This window comes from Kitasatospora hibisci (assembly GCF_043950205.1).
Taxonomy (GTDB): Bacteria; Actinomycetota; Actinomycetes; order Streptomycetales; family Streptomycetaceae; genus Kitasatospora; species Kitasatospora hibisci.
The window spans coordinates 8,429,564-8,443,601 of the sequence record NZ_CP171642.1; the positions used below are offsets into that span (position 1 = coordinate 8,429,564).

At 68.3% G+C, this 14,038-nt stretch carries 13 protein-coding genes and 3 pseudogenes; 8 read left to right on the forward strand and 8 right to left on the reverse strand.

Translation table 11 applies throughout. The features are described 5' to 3' along the window. Nucleotides 1–50 precede the first annotated feature (50 nt). A pseudogene (locus ACF9IK_RS36670) lies at nucleotides 51–497 on the forward strand (integrase core domain-containing protein); the annotation flags it as partial. Here ACF9IK_RS36670 and ACF9IK_RS36675 read toward each other — a convergent pair. The 4 genes from ACF9IK_RS36675 to ACF9IK_RS36690 form a co-directional block, all read right to left on the reverse strand. Further along, nucleotides 494–1,003 (reverse strand): hypothetical protein, encoded by a 510-nt coding sequence (locus ACF9IK_RS36675; protein WP_395298382.1) that lies wholly within the window; start codon nucleotides 1,001–1,003, stop codon nucleotides 494–496. The pseudogene ACF9IK_RS36670 and the gene ACF9IK_RS36675 sit on opposite strands and share 4 nt — an antisense overlap. A gap of 8 nt (nucleotides 1,004–1,011) precedes the next feature. Continuing rightward, a complete protein-coding gene (locus ACF9IK_RS36680) occupies nucleotides 1,012–2,451 on the reverse strand; it encodes an RHS repeat-associated core domain-containing protein (RefSeq protein WP_395298785.1) in 1,440 nt (479 codons plus the stop codon). Then, the gene (locus ACF9IK_RS36685) at nucleotides 2,364–2,786 is read right to left on the reverse strand and encodes a recombinase family protein (RefSeq protein ID WP_395298383.1); all 423 of its coding nucleotides are present in this window, start codon (nucleotides 2,784–2,786) and stop codon (nucleotides 2,364–2,366) included. The genes ACF9IK_RS36680 and ACF9IK_RS36685 overlap by 88 nt, the downstream gene beginning before the upstream one ends. Nucleotides 2,787–2,935: 149 nt before the next feature. Further along, the gene (locus ACF9IK_RS36690; protein ID WP_395298384.1) at nucleotides 2,936–3,679 is read right to left on the reverse strand and encodes a TetR/AcrR family transcriptional regulator; all 744 of its coding nucleotides are present in this window, start codon (nucleotides 3,677–3,679) and stop codon (nucleotides 2,936–2,938) included. 160 nt (nucleotides 3,680–3,839) lie between these two features. On the opposite strand from ACF9IK_RS36690, the gene ACF9IK_RS36695 reads away from it, so the two are divergent. After that, entirely contained in the window at nucleotides 3,840–5,450 is a 1,611-nt protein-coding gene (locus ACF9IK_RS36695; RefSeq protein ID WP_395298385.1) for a CocE/NonD family hydrolase, read from the forward strand. Here the strand turns inward: ACF9IK_RS36695 and ACF9IK_RS36700 are convergent. Continuing rightward, nucleotides 5,447–5,956 (reverse strand): Tn3 family transposase, encoded by a 510-nt coding sequence (locus ACF9IK_RS36700; RefSeq protein ID WP_395298386.1) that lies wholly within the window; start codon nucleotides 5,954–5,956, stop codon nucleotides 5,447–5,449. The genes ACF9IK_RS36695 and ACF9IK_RS36700 overlap by 4 nt on opposite strands. Before the next feature lie 106 nt (nucleotides 5,957–6,062). Further along, nucleotides 6,063–6,437: a hypothetical protein gene (locus tag ACF9IK_RS36705; RefSeq protein WP_395298387.1), complete on the reverse strand. Its 375-nt coding sequence runs from the start codon at nucleotides 6,435–6,437 to the stop codon at nucleotides 6,063–6,065. 122 nt (nucleotides 6,438–6,559) lie between these two features. Here ACF9IK_RS36705 and ACF9IK_RS36710 point away from each other — a divergent pair, with 122 nt between their 5' ends. Then, a complete protein-coding gene (locus ACF9IK_RS36710) occupies nucleotides 6,560–7,297 on the forward strand; it encodes a VOC family protein (protein ID WP_395298388.1) in 738 nt (245 codons plus the stop codon). 201 nt (nucleotides 7,298–7,498) lie between these two features. Here ACF9IK_RS36710 and ACF9IK_RS36715 read toward each other — a convergent pair whose 3' ends face one another. Continuing rightward, entirely contained in the window at nucleotides 7,499–7,939 is a 441-nt protein-coding gene (locus tag ACF9IK_RS36715) for a nuclear transport factor 2 family protein (RefSeq protein WP_395298389.1), read from the reverse strand. Nucleotides 7,940–8,061: 122 nt separating this feature from the next. On the opposite strand from ACF9IK_RS36715, the gene ACF9IK_RS36720 reads away from it, so the two are divergent. The 3 genes and pseudogenes from ACF9IK_RS36720 (at nucleotide 8,062) to ltrA (ending at nucleotide 11,371) form a co-directional block, all read left to right on the forward strand. Next, nucleotides 8,062–8,697: a helix-turn-helix domain-containing protein gene (locus tag ACF9IK_RS36720; RefSeq protein WP_395298390.1), complete on the forward strand. Its 636-nt coding sequence runs from the start codon at nucleotides 8,062–8,064 to the stop codon at nucleotides 8,695–8,697. 363 nt (nucleotides 8,698–9,060) lie between these two features. Next, nucleotides 9,061–9,333, forward strand: a pseudogene (locus ACF9IK_RS37095) (IS5/IS1182 family transposase); the annotation flags it as partial. A 607-nt stretch (nucleotides 9,334–9,940) separates the two neighbouring features. Beyond that, nucleotides 9,941–11,371: a group II intron reverse transcriptase/maturase gene (gene ltrA / locus ACF9IK_RS36730; protein ID WP_395292928.1), complete on the forward strand. Its 1,431-nt coding sequence runs from the start codon at nucleotides 9,941–9,943 to the stop codon at nucleotides 11,369–11,371. 765 nt (nucleotides 11,372–12,136) lie between these two features. On the opposite strand, the pseudogene ACF9IK_RS36735 reads toward ltrA, so the two are convergent. Then, nucleotides 12,137–12,295 (reverse strand): annotated as a pseudogene (locus ACF9IK_RS36735) (LysR family transcriptional regulator); the annotation flags it as partial. 95 nt (nucleotides 12,296–12,390) lie between these two features. Here ACF9IK_RS36735 and ACF9IK_RS36740 point away from each other — a divergent pair. Then, nucleotides 12,391–13,122: an SDR family NAD(P)-dependent oxidoreductase gene (locus ACF9IK_RS36740; protein ID WP_395298391.1), complete on the forward strand. Its 732-nt coding sequence runs from the start codon at nucleotides 12,391–12,393 to the stop codon at nucleotides 13,120–13,122. Between the two features lie 263 nt (nucleotides 13,123–13,385). Then, complete coding sequence (locus ACF9IK_RS36745) at nucleotides 13,386–13,961, forward strand: RICIN domain-containing protein (protein ID WP_345328283.1); 576 nt, start codon at nucleotides 13,386–13,388, stop codon at nucleotides 13,959–13,961. Nucleotides 13,962–14,038: the final 77 nt, after the last annotated feature.

Consider the following 14,038-nt stretch of genomic DNA (forward strand, 5'->3'; position numbering starts at 1 on the left):
AGCGACCCAGGACCGAATAGAGCAACAGAGTCAAGAAGCGCTCCAAAGTCGGCTACAGCTACCTGCACAACGCCGTCGACGACCACTCCCGCCTGGCCTACAGCGAGATCCTGCCCGACGAGCGCAAGGAAACCGCCACAGCGTTCTGGACCCGAGCCCAGGCGTTCTTCGCCCGGGCCGGGATCACCGTCCAGCGCGTGCTGACCGACAACGGCTCCTGCTACCGCTCCCGGGTCTGGCGCGATGCCCTCGCAACCGAGGGCATCGCGCACAAGCGCACCCGCCCCTACCGGCCCCAGACCAACGGCAAGGTCGAACGCTTCAACCGCACCCTGCTCGACGAATGGGCCTATGCCCGGCCTTACCGCACCGAGCAGGAACGACGCGACGCCTACCCTGACTGGCTCCACACCTACAATCACCACCGCGGACACACCGCACTCGCAGGCAAACCACCCGCAAGCCGCGTCCCCAACCTCACGGGTCAGAACACCTAGGGCTTGCCTGCCAGAATGTACACCGCCATCGAGCCGGGGTCCGCATAATCGACTGTAACCTTATGGCTCGGACTCTTCATGTCGCCCTCTTTCGCTGGAGCCATGATCCCCTTCACCGGATGTGTGGGGTCAATGAACCATCCAGTCATTTCAAGGTCGCTTGAAGTGAATGCCGTGACACCGGGAGTCATGCTTTCTTCGCCGATCCCGAGACCAGAGAGGAAAGAATCGAGTCCGTCCTTTCCAGTCTTGAAAGACACCCACAGGTCGCCGCCACCCTCAACCTGGAGCTGGCCAAAGGAAGCGTTTGTCGCACTTTTTGGAACGGAAATTCCATAACGCTTCTGCAGATCAGGATCAGGAGTCCCGTTGATGGAAGGCTCAGCCCTCCGGGTGGACGCCGATGAAACGGCAGCACCTGCAGCCCCAGAGCCACTAACCTCACTTCCGCACGACGCAACTGTCAGCGTTGAAGCACCCAGCAGACATATGAGTGCTACCTTCACCGCCGGCCTCATCCAGGAACTCCTTGCATCATGGAAGAACCAACCACATCGAAGTCCCTGGCCAGCCCAACCATATTGAGGTGAGCCATCTCCGGCTGACTCATGTCGATCCACATCTTATGCACATTGTCACGCCCCTCGCTGGGAGTCCCCCAGTCGTAGCGCTTGCGAATCTCCAGCTTGTACTCAGCCCCCCCTTTCCTCCGGTTCACACCAGTCACTCGCCATTGGAAGTTGTTGAGGGCATAGAACCATCCGACACTGGAAGTACCATCGGTCTCCACCGCTTGAGCGTTCTGCCAGCCGAAGTCAAACTGATCCTTCCCCGATGCGAAGTCCGTCAAATACTCTTCAACACCCTTCTTGAAGTTCGGAATCTCATTCAGCATGCTATCCGGATGCAGCTCGATCGGCGTCCCACTTACATCCAGCCAATGCTGCAGAAGCTTGGCCGCGACATCATATGAGTTCTCCTCTCGCGCCACCCCCTGGAGACTCAAGCCAGCGACTACCTGATACATCCAATTCTTGATCTTCATGCCATGCGGACCAGGTGCATGCTTATTGAAGACCCTGCCTTCGGTATCTGAGTAGTCGTCTCCGGTTTCAGACATCAACTTCCTCATCTTCATCCGATACTTCAAAACGTTCAGCTGAGTCTCGGTAGGAGCATTGTCCTCCCAGCTCGTTCCGTCCGGACAAACAAGTGGTCCTCGGACTCCATTTCCGCCACAGTTCTGCTCTTCGGAAGCCTGCTTCTGAGCCTTCTGCTCGGCCTGCACTGCCGCCCTGATGTCCGGATCATAGAGCCCTGACGGATCGGCCTGGTTGACTGGGGCGTTATGTCCGTAGGCGTAGCTATTCCACTGTTGCGGATCGTTCTTCACAAGTAGCGGGTCCGGGCTGAGGAAGCGGCCGGTGGTGGGCTGGTACTGGCGGGCGCCGAGGTTGGTGAAGCCGGTGTTGTCGTCCTTGAGACCGCCGATGTAGCCCTTGTCGCCGGCCCAGGGGGTGGTGAGGGAGCCGGGGCCGCGGGTGACGCCCAAGGGGTCCGTGGTGCGGCGGGTCTCGGCGAGGGTATCGCGGTCGATGGAGAGGGAGTTGGTGCCGTGGTGGTCGGAGAACTGGCAGGTGAGGTTGGTGGGGCCTTGGCGGACGAGGGTGATGCCGCCGGGGATGTGGTTGTAGAGGGTGCCGGGGCTAACGCCGAGGATCTTGGCGATCGAGGTGATCGAGTTCCCTGGGTTGGGGAGCATGTCGCGGGCGGCACGGATGATCTCGGGGGTGGCGACGGTGGGTCGGCCGCCGACGCGGCCGCGGGCGCGTGCGGCGTCCAGGCCCTCGCGGGTGCCGGAGACGATCAGCTCGCGGATGAACTCGGCGAGGGCGGCGAAGACGTGGAAGACGAGCCGGCCGCCGGGGGTGGTGGTGTCCAGGCGCTCGCGCAGGGGGGGGAGAAGCCGATCTCGCGGCGCCGGAGTTCGCCGACCATGTTCACCAGGTCCTTGAGGGATCGGCCGTAGCGGTCGAGCGCGGGGACCACCAGGGTGTCGCCGGCGGCGAGGAAGGAGTGGCAGGCCTTGAGCTCGTGGCGCAGGTCATCCTTGCCGGACTTCTCGTCGGCGAAGATCCGTCGGCATCCGGCGGCGGTGAGGGCGTCGATCCGGCGGCTGAGCTTCTGCCCGCCGGTGGAGACCCGGGCGTAGCCGATGAGGATCTCGGTCCGGTGGGCGGGTTCGGCGACCAGGAGGTCGAAGGCGTCGGGCTCGAAGGGGGTGCTCACGCCGGGGATTCTGTCGGAGAACGGTGTTCCCGGGTTCTTGAACCACTCTGGTTTTTGAAGGAGTTTTGCAGGCTCTGAGGGGCCGTCGGGTGGCCGCTCGGCACTCTTCAAGAAGCGATGGTTTGTTGAACGGTCGGCGTGATGGTCAACTACTCCGGCGCGATCCCATTGATCACGCGGTCGAGGAGACGATCGAAAACCGCTTGGGGGTTCTGGTCGGCACCCGGTGCGGCCAGGGCTTGGCCGAGATGGGCATAGTTGCCGCTGGCGACGGCGGCGCGGAGGTAGCGAGTCTGGGCGTCGAGGATTTCGCCGGGAGTCCGCCCTGCCGCTTCGATCATGCGCTCTTGGGCGAGTTCGTGCGACACGTGGCTGGTCACGAACCCGGTGAGGAGGCTGAAGGTCTCCAGCCGCGCCTGGGCGTCCAAGCCGGTGGGGGTCATCACGGCGAGCACGTGGTCCAGGACGGCGAGGGTGTTTGGGCCGAGGGTCTGCCGGGCCGGGAGCGCGGCGGGAAGCCACGGGTGGCACCGCATGATGGTGCGTTGCTCATGGGCGATTCGCCGAAGGTCTGAGCGCCAGTCGCCGGATGGCTCGGTCGGCAACCGGTGCTCGCCGCTCACTTCGTCGATCATCAGCTCCAGCAGCGTCTCCTTGTTAGGGACGTAGCTGTACAGGGACATGGTCCCGGCGCCGAGCCGGGCCGCGACCGCGCGCATCGTGACGGCGGCGAGCCCTTCGGCATCGGCGATGGCGACGGCAGTCGCGGTGATCTCGGCACGACTGTGGGCAGGCGGCCTGCCGCGTCGTGGGCGTTCTGTCGCCGACCAGACCGCCTCCGGATCCAGCCCAGTGCGGGCACCTGACTGGGCTGCCGAGCCTGTGCGGGCCATGGTGACGCCCCTCTCCTTCTGACGGTCAATCCAAGCATGAGCTATTCTCGTACATCGTACGAGAAGTGGGGGCCTGCCCGCCCCATCCCAGAATCGAGGCACCGTGACGATGCCCACGCACCGCCCAGTCGGGAAGAAGCCGCCCCTGAGCACCAGGGCAATGCGGCGGTCCATGAGGGGACTTCCGCCCAAGCTGCACGACATCGCCTACGACCCCGGACTCGTCGTACCCGCAGCAGACGGCAGCCCTCTGCTGACTGACCACTACTTCCCACTGGACGGCGGGGACTTCCCCACACTGCTGGTGCGCTCGCCCTACGGCCGGGGATTCCCCTGGGCGCCGATGTACGGCATGCTCCTTGCCGAGCAGGGCTTCCACGTCGTCCTCCAGAGCTGCCGCGGCACCGGCGGCTCCGGCGGCGACTTCCACCTCTGGCGCAACGAGGCCGCCGACGGCCAGGCCACCGTCGCCTGGTTGCGCAGGCAGCCCTGGTTCTCGGGTGTTCTGGGGACCGTAGGCCCCAGCTACCTCGGCTACGTCCAGTGGGCGCTCGCCACGGATCCGCCTCCGGAGCTGCGCGCGATGGTGGTCCAGATCGGCCTGCACGATCCGCACGGCTTCTTCCACCCTGGAGGCGCCTTCTCCCTGGAGAACGCGCTCGTCGTCGCCATGGGCCTCACCACGCAGCACCAAGGCGTACCGAGCTTTCTCCGAGCGACCCTGCGGCTGCGGCTCCATCTGCGAAGGGCTGCCGCCGAGCTCCCCCTCGCCGAGGCATACCGGCTTGCCCTCGGAGGCCCGGTGCCGTTCTTCGACGGGGCCATGGACCACCCCGACGCCGGGGATGTCTACTGGGACGGCGCGGATGCGGGGCCCGCCGCCGATGGGCTGACCGTGCCGACCGCCCTGATAGGCGGCTGGCACGACGTGAATCTCGACCAGACCCTGCAGCAGTATGAGCGACTGCGGCGTGCCGGCTGTGAAACGGCCCTGCTCACCGGCCCCTGGTCGCATCAGTCGGCACTTCAGCAGGGCTGGCCCGAAGTCTTCACCGATAGCCTCGCTTGGCTGCGGGCCCACCTGTGCGACGATCGGTCAGCCCTGCGGCCGACAAGGGTTCGCGTCCACGTCGGAGGCCAACGAGCCTGGCAGGATCTGCCCGACTGGCCGCCGGTCTTCCGGAGCCGCCGCTGGTACATCGACACCGATGGCGCCCTGACCCACCGATCGCCCGGGAACACAACCGAGCCGCTGTCTTTCCGCTACGACCCGGCCGACCCGACCCCCTCCCTCGGCGGTGCCCTGGTCAGCGGGAAGGCCGCACAGACGGACAACCGCCCTCTGGAGGCACGGAAGGACGTCCTGACCTTCACCACGGCGCCGCTCCCCGAGCCGGTCACCATCCTCGGACCGGTGAGCGCGATCCTGCAGATCAGTACGGACACCGGCCACGCCGACGTGTTCGCGCGGCTCTGCGACGTCGACCCCCAGGACCAATCCACCAATGTCTGTGACGGTCTTCGGCGGCTCCAGCCCGATGAAGAGAACCCGGCCACCGTCACCGTGGCCATGAGCTCCACCGCCTACCGATTTCCCGCCGGACACCGGATCCGCCTGCAAATCAGCGGTGGAGCCCACCCACGCTTCGCCCGCAACACCGGAACCGGCGAGCCCACGGCAACGGCTACCCGCCTCGCACCCGTTCGGATCTCGCTCCACCACCCGTCCGTGCTCGTGCTCCCCATCGCGGAGGAGGCCGCAGCTGACTAAGCATTTCCGACTTCCTCATCGGGCGACGGTTCGCGCAGCGGCCGTCGTCCGGCCTCCTGCGGGCGGAAGAATGCGTAGCTGCCGAGGAAGTTGATGTGGTCGAACTGGAACGGGGACAGGCGGGCCAGCAGGTCGTCGGTGACGGGGAAGCCGTCGGCAGCGAGCTGCTTGGCGGCCCGGTCGAGGTAGAGGCTGTTCCAGAACACCACGGCGTTCAGCCCGAGTCCGAGTGCTCCGAGCCGGTCCTCCATGCCTTCGCGGTAGTTCTGCCGGAGTTCGCCGCGCTGGCCGAAGAAGATGCGGCGGGCGAGGCGGTGGCGGGCCTCGGTGATGTCGAGCTGCTTGCCGATCATGCGGCGGTAGCCGTCGTCGGAGATGAACTGCAGCAGGTGGAGGGTCTTGAAGATCCGGCCATAGTGGGCGAAGGCGTCACCCAGGCCGGTCGGGCGCCCGTCGCGGGACAGCATGCGGATCAGGTCGTGGCCGCGGACCTCGCCGGGTGTCAAGAAGCCAGCCGGCCCCCGACGAGAAGTACCAACGCGATGCTGATCAGGGGCACCGACCAATCCCGCAACAGCCGCAGCGGCACATGGTCCGTTTGGTGAGAGGCCCTCAGCCGCGGTAGGTGAACCGGCCGAGGTAGTGCAGAGAGGTGCCGTGCGGGTTGGTGACCACGTTGGGAGCGAAGACGCAGATCGCAGCATCGGCCGGCTCGGCTGACTCCACGTGCGGCAGCCACTGGTCAGCATACGAGACCTCCCGAAGGAGCACCTCAGGGGCAACCGGAGCGAGATGGCCGCCGTCTTGAGCGTGGACGGCCTCGACGCACGTCGGTTCGAGTTCGGCGATCCCGGCCTCTCCCATGAGAACGGACGGCTCCGCGTCCCCGTCCCCCGACCACCTCTGATCGACGTAGTCGCGGATGTCTTCAAAGGAGGAGAACCGGCCGCGCGAGAGGAAGACGTGCACCACGTTAGCTTCGGACACCCGACGATTGTCGCCCCACGCGGAACCCGCCCGCGACCGCCACGAGACACTGTTCACGCCTCGGGCCCGCCATCCACGAGCTCACTGTGGTCACTTCCGAAACACGGCTTAGGATCTGCGGCATGGCAACACGACTCGTGCAGATCACCATGAAGGCCCGGGACGACGACGCGCTCGGCCGGTTCTGGGCGGAGGCACTCGGCTGGGGTGTCGACAGCGAGGGCCCCGGCGTGACCAACCTCGAACCGGTCGGTTTCGTATACCCCGACCCCGAGGCAGTCTGCATCGACCTTGTCGCCCGCCCGGAACCCAAGACGGTGAAGAACCGGGTGCACCTCGACCTCGCCACCACCTCGACGGCCCATCAGGCGGATTTGGTCGCGCGCCTGAAGGACCTCGGTGCGACGCTCGCCGACGTGGGGCAGGGTGACGTCCCGTGGACGGTCATGGCCGATCCGGAGGGCAACGAGTTCTGCGTCCTGGAGCCCCGGGAGGTCTACCGGGACACCGGGCCGATCGCCGCGGTGGTGGTCGACTGCACCGATCCGCGGGCGCTGGCCCGGTTCTGGGGCGAGGCAATGGACTGGACGGTGCACGAGGTCGCCGACGACCACTCGACCATGCGATCCGCCCACGGCGTCGGCCCCTACCTGGAGTTCGTCCGCACCCCCGACACCAAGAGCGGGTGGAACCGCGTCCACCTTGACATCAGCCCCTACCGCGGTGACGACCCTGCAGCCGAGGAGGCCAGGCTGCGCGCCCTGGGCGCCGGCGACCCGGGCATCGACCAATCCGCCATCTCGTGGCGGATCCTGACCGACCCGGAGGGTAACGAGTTCTGCCTGCTCAGCCCCCGTTAGGCCCGCTCCGCCCCAGGCCGATCGCCTGCTCGACCACCACTGCGCTCGGGCCTTCGGGCCGCCCGGCCGAACGGCCCGAAGGCCCGAAGGCCCGAAGGCCCGAAGGCCCGAAGGCCCGAGCGTCAGGGTTTGCGGCGCGCCCGGGGGCCGGGGAGCGACGCCACCCGAGGCCCTCCCCCGACCCTCATGCGGGCTGCCGAGCTACCCGGCGTCCAGGGCCGCCGCAAGCTGCGGCAGCGCCCCTGCGGCGACGGCGAGGGCCAGGTGGTCGTGGTAGTCGCGGCTGTGGACGATCCGCCCCTCGCACACCCGCAGCACCTGGATGTTGGCGGCCTCGAAACAGCGCCCGCTGTCCCGGTGCTCAACCCGGTAGTCCCACTCGGCGACGACCACCTGCGCATCGTCGGTCCCCCGCACCACCACGTTCTGCGCCTCAAGGCGCAGCGGCAAGTGCGCGGCGACCTGGGCGAAGCGCTCCTCCAGCGCGGCCCGCCCCTGGATACGGCGCGGTCCGACGGGTTCGAAGACGGTCTCCACGACCGCGTCCTCGGCGTACAGCTCGCCGAGTTCGTCGAAGCGTCCTGCGGTGACGCGTTCCAGCAGCGCTTCGAAGACCTCGCGCGGCGACCGCGTTTGCGACATGATCAACCCCCTGGTTCCGTCCACCACCGGAACCGGACCGGTGACTCCGATTCGACGATACGGACTCGCCACTCCGGTTGTCCAGGGTGGAGTTTCGCCTTCCCCGGAAAGGAGTTGACCGCTTGAACGGCGCCCAGGAGCGCCCGCTGCGCGCGGACGCGGCCCGCAACCGGGCCAGACTGCTGGCCGCTGCCACCGAGGTGTTCACCACCCGCGGCATCGCCACGCCGACCGAGGAGATCGCCCGCGCCGCCGGCGTCGGGGTCGGCACGCTCTTTCGCCACTTCCCCACCAAGGAAGCGCTACTGGAGGCGGTGATGGTGCGCCGGCTGGAGGAGATCGCCACCGCGACCGCACGGCTGGCCGACAACGCCGAGCGCCCCGGCGGCGAACACGCTGACGGCGAACGCACTGACGGCGATGGCGGCGAGGACGGCAGCGGCGGCGGGGCGTTCTTCGCCGCGTTCCGTGTGGTGGTCGAACGGTCCGCGGGCAAGGACGAGTTCACCCGGGCGCTCGCCGCCGCCGGTGTGGACGCCCACGCTGCGCTGCACGCGTCGGGCACGGCGATCCGCGAGCACCTGGCCCGCCTGCTCGCCGCGGCGCAGCGCGCCGGTGCCGTGCGCCGCGAGGTGGGCATGGTCGAGCTGTTCGCGCTGCTGGTGGGCACCACCACCGCCGTGGAGCGGCTGCAGGACGACCCGGCGGCACGCGAGCTGGTGTTCACGGTGGTCTTCGACGGCCTGCGGCCGCACTGACCCCGGCAGCGCACGCCCGGGCGCCGCCGGGCGGACGTCGTGCACGCCGCCTCCCCGGCCGGCCGTGACGCCTTCGCCTCCGCTGCCCCGGTGCCACGCCGTTGCGTCCCTACGCCCACCGGCTCTGGACACCACGGCCCCCACCACCCGACCGGCCTCCCGCAGGGGCCGGGGCGGAGGTCGGTCGCCCGCCGCCCGGCCCCTCGCCGTTGCGGCGGGCCCCGCCGGAAGGGCGGTTCCCGGAACTCCTCTGCGCCCACGGGGGACTCTGTTGCTCTATTCGGTCCTGGGTCGCTGACTGCGGCATGATCGCTCGTGCGGTTGTCTCGTGGGCAGGCGGTCGCGGGGGTGGTGCGAGTGTCGATGAGAGCGGCGGGACTGCCGGAGGTCCCGGAGCAGACGGCGCTGGTCGCGGCGGCGGCCTTCCCGAAGGGGACGCTGGCGATGCGGATGCGGGAGAAGCTGGCCGAGGTCTTCGCGGACGAGCCGTTCGCACCTGCGTTCGGGGTGCGCGGGGCTCCAGGTCCGTCACCGGGGATGCTGGCACTGGTCACGGTGCTGCAGTTCGCCGAGAACCTGACCGACCGCCAGGCAGCCGGGATGACGGTCCGGGCGATCGACTGGAAGTACGCGCTCGTGCGCCACGAGGCGCCATCACTCCGGGCAAGGGTGAGAGACCCTTGCCGCTGGTCTGTCGCAGCAGACTAGCGAAGCTGGGGGCAGTCTGACCGCGGAGACGCGCGGGAGGGCGGCAAGCAGCCCCGACAACGACGGGACGCACCGGCACTGCCAGACGGTGCGGGTCCGGCAAGCAAGACGAGACGCCGTACGAGAGGAACCAGCGTCTGAAGCCCCGTAACACTTCCACCGGCTCCAATCTGGTGGATCTGGGCCGGGAAGCAGTGCTCGACCCCCGTGAATCGCGCGGGGGCGTCTCCGAAGCCGGATAAGTGCGCCGGTGGGGAGGCCATGCCGAAAGCCTGCGGCGTAGGCATGGCGATGCTGCCGGGGTACAGCTGGGCGGCTCACTCGACAACCGGATGGTGGTGAACGTGGGAAGCGGTCCGATGCCGCCCTTCCCGTCCAACAGCCAGTTGGGCGAAGGGCAGGCCCGTCGTCGGCTGACGGCACCGGGTCGTGGCGGAGTCCTCGTAGTAGTCCGAGCGCGCGAAAGGCGCGTACACGGCGAAGGAGGACAGCAAGTCAGCAGTGGAAGGACTGGAAGACCAGGAGGTTGTCGCCGGTGAACACCGACGAACTGCAGTCCGCCCTGTTCGGGGCGGAGCTACGGGTACTGGAGATCCAGACGAAGCTGCACCGTTGGGCCCGCGAGGATTCTCATCGCAGGTTCGATGACCTGTTCAATCTCGTTGCCGATCCCGCGTTCCTGCTGGTGGCGTGGGCTCGGGTGCGGGGCAACAAGGGAGCCCGCACGGCCGGAGTGGACGGTGAGACCGCCTACTACGTGGAGACCGTGCGGGGCGTCGAGGTCTTCCTCGACGGGCTGCGGACCTCGATCAGGGACCGCAGTTTCTGCCCGCTCCCGGTGAGGGAACGGATGGTCCCCAAGGCGGGCGGCAAGCTGCGTCGTCTGGGGATCGCGACCGTGACTGACCGGGTGGTGCAGGCGTCCCTGAAGCTGGTGTTGGAGCCGATCTTCGAGGCGGTTTTCCTCCCGTGTTCCTACGGGTTCCGCCCCAACCACCGGGCTCACGACGCGGTGGCCGAGGTCCGCCACCTCACCTCCCACTCCTACGAGTGGATCGTGGAGGGCGACATCAAAGCCTGCTTCGACGAGATCTCGCACACGGCCCTGATGGACCGGGTGCGCGCTCGCGTCGGGGACAGACGCGTCCTGGCCTTGGTGAAGGCGTTCCTGAAGTCCGGAATCCTCGGTGAGGACCGCGTCCTTCGGGAGAACAACACCGGAACCCCGCAAGGGTCGATCCTCTCCCCGTTGCTCAGCAACGTGGCTCTCTCCGTCCTGGACGAGCACATCGCCCGGGGTCCGGGAGGACCGGCGAGCACCTTCAACGACCGGCTCAAGCGCCGTCGTCGCGGACTGCCGAACTACCGGCTGATCCGTTATGCGGACGACTGGTGCCTGGTCGTGTCGGGCACCCGTGCCCACGCGGAGGCGCTCAAGGAAGAGGCCGCTGGGGTACTCGCCACGATGGGTCTGCGCCTGTCGCCGGAGAAGACCCTGATCACCCATATCGACGAGGGCCTCGACTTCCTCGGCTGGCGCATCCAGCGCCACCGGAAGCGAGGAACCGAGAAGCACTACGTCTACACCTACCCGTCCCGCAGGGCCCTGTCGGCCGTGATGGACAAGGTCAGGACGCAGTGCCGAAAGACAGGCACTGACCTGCCGTTCGACACCCTGCTCATCCAGCTCAACCGGATGCTGCGGGGCTGGTGCGCTTACTTCCGGCCGGGAGTGTCCAGCGCCACCTTCCAGTACCTGACCTCGTACGTCTGGGGCCGGGTCATCTGGTGGCTACGGCGAAAGCACCCCCGGATGAACTGGAAGGACCTCCGCCGGCGCTTCTGCGGCGGGGGCTGGTGGCCGGCCAGCGAGGAACGGGAGCTGTTCAGCCCGGCGAAGGTAGGCACCACGCGCTACCGCTACCGGGGATCAGTCATCCCCTCCCCATGGCCGACCACGGGATGAGAGAACTCCTCACGGGTCGACAAACGGGGCTTGTGGAGCGCCCGTTGCGCTGAGAGGCGCACGGCGGGTGCGGGAAGCGGTCCGGAGAAACGGGCCAGTCGAAAGGCCGAAACCGCGCTCCGGACCGACTTCACGGCCTGGAACTTGCCGATCCCGGCTTCGACTTCACGGTGCTGGCCAAGTTCCGAGCCCGGTTGGTCGAGCACGGTATGGAACGCCTGATCTTCGACCGGCTGGTGGAGCACTGCCGCCAGGAGGGGCTGATCTCGGCCGGGGGCAAGCAGCGCACCGACTCCACCCATGTCATCAGCGCCGTGCGGGACTTGAACCGGCTGGAGCTGGCGGGCGAGAGCGTGCGTGCGGCGCTGGAGGCGCTGTCCATCGCGGCTCCGGCCTGGCTTGGTCGGGCGATGCCGGTGGCGGAGCTGGAACTGCGCTACGCGGCCAGGGTCGACTCGTGGCGGCTGCCCACCTCGAAGACGAAGCGGGACCGGCTGGCCGAGGTCTACGGCCAGGACGCGCATCAGCTGCTGCACGCGATCCACGCACCCGACGCCCCGGTATGGCTGCGGGAGATCGAGGCGGTCCAGCTGCTGCGGCGGATCTTCATACAGACCTACTACGTACACACCGACACCCGGGGACGGGAGGTGGTCAGGAAGCGGGAGGCCGAGAAGGACGGCGTCCCGCCCGGCCAAGTCCGGCTCGCCTCCCCCTACGACCCGGACGCCCGCTGGTCCGCCAAGCGAGACGAGCTGTTCTGGTGCGGCTGGTCCGCTCCAGCAGTGCCGCCCCGAGCCGGGGTTCGAGCTGGCGGATCGCCCGTGACAGCGGCGGCTGGGCGATCCCGAGCCGCTGTGCGGCGCGCCCGAAGTGCAACTCCTCGGCGATGGCGACGAAGTAGCGCAGTTCCCTGGTCTCCATCCGGACACGGTACTTCGGATCAATACCGGGAAGGTATCGCCGCCCACCCGATCGGTCTTGGACCCCCGCCCGGGGCCGAGAGCAGCATGGTCCCCATGAACGAACGAACGATTGCGCTGGTCACCGGCGCGAACAAGGGAATCGGCTACGAGATCGCCGCAGGCCTGGGCGCCCTCGGCTGGAGCGTGGGCGTCGGCGCCCGCGACGACCTGCGCCGCAAGGCCGCGGTGGAGAAGCTGCGCGCGGCCGGCGTCGACGCGTTCGGCGTACCGCTGGACGTGACCGACGACGCGAGCGCGACGGCCGCCGCACGGCTGACCGAGGACCGGGCCGGACGCCTCGACGTGCTCGTCAACAACGCCGCCATCGCCGGAGGCGCGCCCCAGGAGCCCACCCGCGTCGACCCCGACACCATCCGCACGGTCGTGGAGACCAACGTCATCGGCGTCATCCGCGTCACCAACGCGATGCTGCCGCTGCTGCGCCGCTCCGCCTCACCGGGGATCGTGAACATGTCCAGCAGTGTCGGCTCCCTCACCCGGCAGTCGGGGACCGCCGCCGAGTCGGCCACGGGTCCGGTGGCCGTGGCGTACGCGCCGTCGAAGACCTTCCTCAATGCCGTCACCCTCCAGTACGCCCGGGAGCTGAGCGGCACGAACATCCTGATCAACGCCGGCTGCCCTGGCTACGTCGCGACCGACCTCAACGGCTTCCGGGGAGTTCGCACCCCCGAGCAGGGCGCGGCCATCGCCGTCACCCTCGCGACCCTGCCCGACGACGGCCCGACCGGCCGGTTCTTCGAGGACGCCGGCGTCGTGCCCTGGTGACGTGCACGGCCGTCATCACCCGGCGCGGCCGCCAGGGTGGGGCAGCTTCGCCCGCACCCCGGGGCCGGGGCGCCTTCGCCGCCCGCCCGACCGGCCACCGGACCCGGGTAGGCCGGCGCGGGTCGGCGACGGCCGGGTGGGGGATCGGCCAAGCCGGCCGGGGGAATCGGACACTCCGCCACCCCCGGCCGGCTCATGGCATGGCCAAGTCATGTGTGTGGGTGGTGAACTGGCGCCCCGATCCCTTGCGCAGCGGAGGAACGATGAAGCGATTCACCCGGGCGGCGGCCGTGGCGGCGGCGGTGCTGGCGGCCGTGGCGGTCAGTTCGGTTCCTGCCCAGGCCGGCAACCCCGGGGTGCTGTACAACCTGGCCTCGGGGTGGTGCGCCGACCTGCCCAACTACGGCGCGGAGTACGGCACCAAGGTGTACGAGTACTGGTGCGACGGGTCGAGCAACGACAATCAGCAGTGGAGCTTCGACTATGACGGCAATGTCTACCGCGGCCTGTCGGCCTTCACGATCCGCAACCTCAAGAGCGGCCAGTGCATGGACGTGCCGGACTACGGGGTGGTGGACCCGGGCACCCAGGTCGGGATGTACGCCTGTTCCCCGGGCGGCGGGGACAACCAGGAGTGGGTCTTCCAGCCGTCCTCGGACTACTCCGGCTACGGGGTGCTGATGAACGTCAAGACGCTGATGGCGACCACGCCGACGCTGTGCCTGGACGTCGCCAACTGGGGCGGCGAGCGCAACGGCCTGCCGCTGACCGTCTACAACTGCTACGGCGCCGGCTGGGCCTACGGCGGCACCGACGACCACCTCTGGACGCTGTCCTAGCAGTGGGCCTGCCAGGGCCTGCCGGAGTGCCCGGGTGAAGAGTCTGCCGTGCAACGCGGTGGTGGGTGTGACGAAAC

Coding starts and splice junctions, on each gene's coding strand:
- ACF9IK_RS36690 (WP_395298384.1), bottom strand. CDS start 3,679: ATGGCCCGCACAGGCTCGGCAGCCCAGTCAGGTGCCCGCACTGGGCTG.
- ACF9IK_RS36695 (WP_395298385.1), top strand. CDS start 3,840: ATGCGGCGGTCCATGAGGGGACTTCCGCCCAAGCTGCACGACATCGCC.
- ACF9IK_RS36710 (WP_395298388.1), top strand. CDS start 6,560: ATGGCAACACGACTCGTGCAGATCACCATGAAGGCCCGGGACGACGAC.
- ACF9IK_RS36715 (WP_395298389.1), bottom strand. CDS start 7,939: ATGTCGCAAACGCGGTCGCCGCGCGAGGTCTTCGAAGCGCTGCTGGAA.
- ACF9IK_RS36740 (WP_395298391.1), top strand. CDS start 12,391: ATGAACGAACGAACGATTGCGCTGGTCACCGGCGCGAACAAGGGAATC.
- ACF9IK_RS36745 (WP_345328283.1), top strand. CDS start 13,386: ATGAAGCGATTCACCCGGGCGGCGGCCGTGGCGGCGGCGGTGCTGGCG.